Origin of the sequence: Myxococcus sp. AM009, from assembly GCF_013372605.1 — a bacterium.
Taxonomy (GTDB): domain Bacteria; phylum Myxococcota; class Myxococcia; order Myxococcales; family Myxococcaceae; genus Myxococcus; species Myxococcus vastator.
In genome coordinates, this window is the sequence record NZ_JABXEP010000065.1 from 37,830 (window position 1) to 44,492 (window position 6,663).

At 70.5% G+C, this 6,663-nt stretch carries 5 protein-coding genes and 1 pseudogene; 5 read left to right on the top strand and 1 reads right to left on the bottom strand.

Annotated features, from left to right (window positions below; all coding sequences use genetic code 11):
• Positions 1-26: 26 nt before the first annotated feature.
• The 3 genes from HV824_RS17885 to HV824_RS17895 are packed head-to-tail and all read left to right on the top strand — an operon-like array spanning position 27 to position 3,185.
• Entirely contained in the window at positions 27-1,166 is a 1,140-nt protein-coding gene (locus tag HV824_RS17885; protein WP_176423844.1) for a hypothetical protein, read from the top strand.
• Complete coding sequence (locus HV824_RS17890; RefSeq protein ID WP_176423845.1) at positions 1,166-1,984, top strand: HAD-IIB family hydrolase; 819 nt, start codon at positions 1,166-1,168, stop codon at positions 1,982-1,984. Before HV824_RS17885 ends, HV824_RS17890 begins: the two co-directional genes overlap by 1 nt.
• Positions 1,985-1,988: 4 nt before the next feature.
• Positions 1,989-3,185: a class I SAM-dependent rRNA methyltransferase gene (locus HV824_RS17895; RefSeq protein ID WP_176419333.1), complete on the top strand. Its 1,197-nt coding sequence runs from the start codon at positions 1,989-1,991 to the stop codon at positions 3,183-3,185.
• An 87-nt stretch (positions 3,186-3,272) separates the two neighbouring features.
• On the opposite strand, the gene HV824_RS17900 is transcribed toward HV824_RS17895, so the two are convergent.
• On the bottom strand, positions 3,273-4,223 hold the full coding sequence (locus HV824_RS17900) for a hypothetical protein (RefSeq protein ID WP_176419334.1): 951 nt from the start codon (positions 4,221-4,223) through the stop codon (positions 3,273-3,275).
• A 160-nt stretch (positions 4,224-4,383) separates the two neighbouring features.
• On the opposite strand from HV824_RS17900, the gene HV824_RS17905 reads away from it, so the two are divergent.
• A complete protein-coding gene (locus HV824_RS17905; RefSeq protein ID WP_176423846.1) occupies positions 4,384-5,016 on the top strand; it encodes an alpha/beta hydrolase in 633 nt (210 codons plus the stop codon).
• Positions 5,017-5,178: 162 nt separating this feature from the next.
• Positions 5,179-6,648, top strand: a pseudogene (locus HV824_RS17910) (S8 family peptidase); the annotation flags it as partial.
• Positions 6,649-6,663 lie beyond the last annotated feature (15 nt).

The window sequence follows — 6,663 nt, forward strand, 5'->3', positions numbered from 1 at the left end:
CCCGCGCGGAAGTCGAGCGCTAGAGTGTGACACCCGTGTCTGAAGCCGCTGAGACCCCCCAGGCCTCGCTGTCCGCGAGGCTCGAAGAAATCCTCCAGTCCCATCCGGATCCGGCGTTCGCCGGCCGCCTGCGCAAGGTGTACGTCGCCACCGCGCACGCCATCTCCCGGCTGAGCGACCTCGACCTGGTGCGGTACGAGGCGCCCGTCGTGGACTCCTCCCCGGACCTCTCCCTGTGGGAGGAGATGGCGCCCGTCATCCGCGACACGGTGATGGACGTCAACGGCCTGCTCAACGTCATCCGGGAAGAGTTCCCCGCGCAGTCCCCGGGTGGCGCCAGCACGCAGGCCCCCGTCGGCATCCTCCAGGAGGCGATGAGCCAGATTGCCCAGGGCATCACCCAGCTGGGCGAGGCCATGCGCAACCCGTCGGTGGTGAGCGACCGGTGGACGCTGCTGGCGGAAGTCCAGCGCGTCCGCGCCCGGTTCCGCGAGCAGATGAGCAACCTGGTGTTCGAGTCGGCGAGCCTCCTGGGCGAGGTGACGCGGGCCCAGGTGGTGCCGGGCTACGCGGCGGAGGTGAAGGCCGCGGTGACGGTCCGCGCCATCACCGCCGACCTGGGCCGCATCCTCACCGCGCGCCTGAAGAAGGTCCGCGATGCGGAGGCGCAGGACGTGCAGTGGAATGCCCAGCAGCTCCAGACGGAGCTGGACGCCTTCGGGCGCACGGCCGCGTACCGGAACCTGCGCGCGCAGGACAAGCGGCACGTCGTGGAGATGCGCGCGGAGGTGGGCCGCCTGGCCATCCTCCCGAACCCGTCCCGCGCGGAGCTGGTGGCGGTGGTGGAGGCCCTGGACACCTTTGTTCAAGGCCTGTCCGCGGTGAACCAGCGGCAGCTGCTCATCATCCATGACCGTGAGGTATGGGCGTCGTGCGGTGTCCGGCTGGAGCGCGCCATGGCGCTGGTGGGCTCGGACCCCGCGGGCGCGGCCCGGGCCCTGGCCGAGGCGGCCGGCAGCGGCCAGTCCCTCTACGGCCGCGCGACGGAGCTGGACGCCTTCCTGCGCAAGGCGCGCAAGCTCCAGGTGGGCCAGCTCCCGCCCGACGAGCTGCGGTCCACCATCGTCACCTTCCAGGGGCTGCTCGCCGGCCTGGACGTGATGTGATGAACGCGCGAGTCCCGCGCCCGCTTCGCGAGGCCGACCTGTCCCGCGTGGAGGGCGTCTTCACGGACGTGGATGGAACGCTGACCACGGACCACAAGCTGCGCTCGGGCACGGTGCGGGCGCTGGAGCGCCTGTCGTCCGCGGGTCTTCGCGTGGTGTTGGTGAGCGGCCGCCCGGCGGGCTGGGGAGAGGCCTGGGCGCGGCAGCTCCCCGTGGATGGCGTCATCGTTGAGAACGGCGGCCTGTTCTTCCTGAAGGGCGCGCACGGCCGGCTGCGGAAGGTCTACGCGGAGGCGCCGGCGGAGCGGGTGGCCAACCGGCGGCGGCTCCAGTCCGAGGTGGCCCGGGTCCTCAAGCAGGTGCCTGGCGCGCGGCTGTCGATGGACAGCGCGTACACGGAAGTGGACCTGGCGGTGGACTACAACGAGGAGGCCCGCCTGGGGGCCGCGGGGGCGGATCGCATCGAGTCCCTGCTGGTGGCCCGGGGCGTGACGGCCGTGCGCTCGTCGGTCCACATCAACTGCTGGCTGGGGCGCTTCGACAAGCTGAGCGCCACGCGGCGCTTCGCGCGGACGGCGTGGGGCGAACGGCTGGACCCGCGTGACGGCCGTTATGTATACGCGGGGGATTCTTTCAACGACGCCCCGATGTTCGCCGCCTTTGGACTGGGCGTGGGCGTGGCCAACGTGCGGGCCGTCCTGGACCGCATCGAGGCACCACCTGCTTTCATCACCCGGGCGCCCGAGGGGCGGGGCTTCGAGGAACTGGCTCGCGCCATCCTGGCCCGGAGGGGCCGCGGCGCGGCTCGTGAGGAGTGACACCGTGAATGTCGTGAAGCTGGAGCTGGCGCGCGGGCTGGGGCGCCACCTGCGCGCGGGGCACCCGTGGGTGTTCCGCAAGGCGCTGGAGCACGTACCGAGGATTCCGGCCGGCAGCGTGGTGGACCTGACGGAGAACGGGAAGTTCGTGGCGCGCGGGTACTATGACCCGCACTCGGCCATCGCCGTGCGTGTGCTCACGCGCGACCCCCGCGACACCGTGGACGCGGGCTTCATCACCCGGCGGGTGCGTCAGGCCCTGTCCGAGCGCACGGCGCTCATCGACCTCACCGACACGGACAGCTACCGCCTGATTCATGGCGAGGGCGACGGCCTGCCGGGCGTGGTGGTGGATCTGTACGCGGGCTGGGCGGTGATGAAGCTGTACTCCGCGGGCCTCACGCCATACCGGCCGCTCCTCATCGAGGCGCTGAAGGCCGGCGTGCCCGGGCTCAAGGGCATCATCGGCCGCGACGAGGTGGGCCGCGACGACGTCGACGAGGACGAGGGCCGCGGCTCCGGGAAGATGCTCTACGGCCACGAGGCCCCGGAGCTGATTCCCATCCGCGAGCGCGGGGCCACCTTCATGGTGGACGCCTGGAAGGGGCAGAAGACGGGCTTCTTCCTGGACCAGCGGGAGAACCGCTACCTCATCCGGCGGCTGGGCAAGGGCCGCGACGTGCTCAACTGCTTCAGCTTCAGCGGCGGCTTCTCCGTCAACGCGGCGCTGGGCGGGGCCAACAGCGTGTTCTCCGTGGATCAGGACCCGGACGCCATCGCGCTGGCCCGGGAGAACTTCACGCGCAACGGCCTCGCCGCGGAGAAGCACGACTTCCTGGCCGCGGACGTCTTCAAGATCATCCAGTCCTTCAAGGACGAGGGCCGCACCTTCGACCTCATCATCCTGGACCCGCCCGCCTTCGCCAAGACTCAGCGCGCGGTGCAGGCGGCCATCGACGGGTACGCGTCCCTCAACCGGCAGGCGCTGGCCCTCCTCCGGCCGGGCGGGCTGCTGGCGACGGCGTCGTGCTCGGCGCGGGTGACTCCGGACGACTTCATGGGCGCGGTGCGCGAGGCGGGCTTCAAGGCGGGCGTGGACCTGGCGCTCGTCGAGGAGCGCTACCAGCCGCCGGACCACCCGGTGCGCCTGCAGTTCCCGGAGGGGAAGTACCTCAAGTTCTACGTGCTGCAGTCCGTGTAGCGCGCCCGCGCTCCAGGGCTGAAACGCAAGAGGCCACGAGGTGATGAACCTCGTGGCCTCTGCTGTCTCCCGTTGGGAGAGGGCGGCTCAGAAGTTGCCGGTGCGGGCCTCGTCGAACGGGGCGCGGTGGTTCAGGTACGTCTCCGTCAGCGAGTGGGCGCCGCTGAACATGCCCCCCTCGGAGAAGTGGTGGACCTGCGCGCCCTTGCCAGCGTCGCGGAACAGGTCGCCCGGCGTCCAACCCTTGCTTCCCTGTCCGAAGATGACGGGCACCGCGTCCTTGTTGTTGACGTAGTGCACGTAGTTGGGGCCGTCCGGGTAGGTGGCCGCCGCCGCGCCGAAGGTCTCCACGTTGACGCGGCTGAGCAGCTGCTCCACCTGCGCCTTGGACATCCCATCTTCGATGCGCAGCCGGTTGCCGACATCCTTCAGCGCGCGCGAGGTGATGAGGCCGCCGTGGCTGTAGCCCATCAGGTGGATGTCACGGCCCGCCTTCAGCTCGGAGTAGACGATGTCCGACAGCGAGTCGACCGCGGGGTTCTTGCCCTTGTTCAGCTTGTCCTTCGCGGCCTGGATGACGTCGGCGATCATCCCGGACGTGGCGTTGTGCACGCCGAGGGTGCGCATGCCGGTGCTGTTCGCGATGGCCTGCAGCTCGCGCGCCTGGCCGTCCTTGTTGGTGCTGATGCCGTTGACGTAGACGACCGTCGCCGTGGCGTTCGGGTTGTTCGCCGGAACAAAGGCGGGCACCTGGTTGAGCGGCGTGTTCGGCTCGAACGTCTGGCCGCCGGCGCCCACCAGCTTGCCGTCGAAGACCTTGTCCTTGGAGCCCGCGGGCGCGGTGAAGACGCCACCCACGGCGCGCGTCTGCGCGGAGCGGCTGTCGAAGCCATCCACCACGACGCCGCGCTGAGCGGCGCCACCCGTCACGGGAGGCTGCACGGTGTTGGTGGCAGGTGAGCCACCTCCACGAACACGGTCGGCGGTGCTGCGGGAGGTCTGCGCGATGCTGTTCCGTCCGCGCTGGATGGTGCTCATGAGGTGGGGGCTCCTGCGGAATCTGGGGGTGTTTCCGCATTGTCCTCGAATCCACCTGGAAGTTTCCTTCTGGCGGAGATTTTGCGTGAAATCGTGTGTGGGTTCTTGTCGGACGCCGCGTGTGGGCGGCCACGCGAGGGGGGAGGGATTAAGGTGGGGCATGGTCCAGAAAGGTCAGTTCCTCGAGCGCGCGACGCTGGTGCCGGTGGGTTCGGAGGTCATGGAGGGCACCACGCACCGAGGGAGCCGGGTACCGCCGCTGCTCGTGATTCCGCCCCGGCCGGACGAGGGGGGCGGGATGGACCACGTCATCGCGGCGGAGCTCGTCTGGGCGGTGGCGAACGCGGGCTTTCCGACGCTGCGCTTCAACCACCGGGGTGTGGGGGCCAGCCAGGGCAAGCGGGGCCGGGACCTGGAGTTGCTGGCGGACGCGGAGGCCGCCATGCGGATGCTCCTGGAGAACGCGGGGACCCACGCGCTGGCCGTGGCGTCGCTCCACGGGGGCGCTCAGGTGGCCCTGGCGCTTCAGGCGAAGTACCCCGCCGTGGGCGGCCTGTGTCTGGTAGCCCCGGCCCTGGTGGCGCCGGAGGTCCTGTCCCGGGTGACGTGCCCGCTCCTGGTGGTACAGGGCGAGGAGGACACCCGGCTGCCCCGGGCCGCCGTCTCCGCCGCTGTCGCTCGGACGGGGGGCGACTTAGAGGTCATCGACGATGCCGGTCCCACCTTCCAGCGGAACCTTCCTCAGGTCGGCCGGGCCGTCGCGGCCTGGCTGCGGCGGCTCTCCGGCGTATGACCGGTGTAGCGCAAACCATCGTACTTCTTCACGTTTCTCCTCCTTGCCGCCCTTGCACGCAGGGAGAGGGGACATCCAGACTGTCGGTGCAGACCCAATCGTCGCGACGTTCGTTCGTAGGGGTCTTCCAGACGCGTGTTTCGTTTCTCAAGGAGTGGCCTGATGCGGATGGTGCGATGGACCCTGGGTGGCGCGGCGCTGGCCCTGACGCTGACGGCCGCCTGTGCGCCCGCTTCTCGTGAGCAGGACACGCCTCCCCCCGCGAATCTGCGAACGCTCGACGCCCGGGACGTGGTGGCGAGCGCCATCGTCGTGGACTTCAAGGACGGCACGACGAAGGCGGAGTTCGACGCCTGGGAGGCCGACTGGGGCGTCGACCTGGAGCTCAACTCCGTGGAGAGCGCCGACGAGGCCCTCACGGTGGCGGTCGGCGTGGACGACGTGGACGGGGTGCTCGAGCGCATCCGCCAGCACCCGGCCGTGGAGGCCGCCGAGCCGCTGATGGAGGTCCGCGCCAGCTTCACGCCGAACGACCCGCACTTCGCGCAGCAGTGGAACCTGCGGATGATCGACATGCCCAAGGCCTGGGAGCGCAACCGGGGCAAGGGCGTGGTGGTGGCGGTGCTGGACACCGGCATCGCGTACGAGGACCACGGCGACTTCAAGCAGGCGCCGGACCTCAAGGGCGTGAAGTTCGTGAAGGGCTTCGACTTCGTCAACGACGACGAACACGCCAACGACGACCACGGGCACGGCACGCACGTGGCGGGCACCATCGCCCAGGCCACCAACAATGGTGAAGGCGTGGCGGGCGTGGCCTTCGACGCGACGCTGATGCCCGTCAAGGTGCTCAACCACTTCGGTGGCGGGAACACGGCGGACATCGCGGACGCCATTCGCTTCGCGGCGGACAAGGGCGCGAACGTCATCAACCTGTCCCTGGGTGGCGGGGCGTACTCGCAGGTGATGGCCAGCGCGGTGGAGTACGCGCGCAAGAAGGGCGTCACCGTGGTGGCCGCGGCCGGCAACGGCGGGCGCGCGACGGTGGAGTTCCCCGCGGCCTACCCGGGCGCGGTGGCGGTGTCGGCCGTGGGGCCGGACGGCGTGCTGGCCCCGTACTCCTCCTACGGAAAGGAGCTGGACATCGCCGCGCCGGGTGGTGACAAGCGCCGGGGCGACCAGGGGGGCATCCTCCAGAACACGCTGGACCCGCGCGACGTCTCGCGCTTCGTCTACGCGTCCTACCAAGGCACCAGCATGGCCACGCCGCACGTCGCGGCGGTGTCGGCGATGCTGTACGCCGCCGGCGCAAAGGGCCCGGACGAGGTGGAGCAGGCCCTCTACGCGGGCGCGAAGAAGTCGGCGGACCAGGCGTGGAGCGAGCAGTACGGCCACGGCCTGCTCAACGCGGAGGCGTCGCTCGCGTCGCTGCGCGGCGGGGGCTCGGCGCGGTGGCCGCCGCTGTACTGGGCGCTGGCGCTGCTGGCGTTCGTGCTGCTGACGCTGCGAGGCCGGGCGCGGCCGGGCTACCTCAACGTGCTGGTGCGGCCCGCATTCCTCATCCCCCTGTTGCTGTCCACGGTGGGCGCCTTCTTCCTGCGTGGCTGGTTCGGGGGCGCGGAGGGGGCCGCACCAGCACGTTGAGGT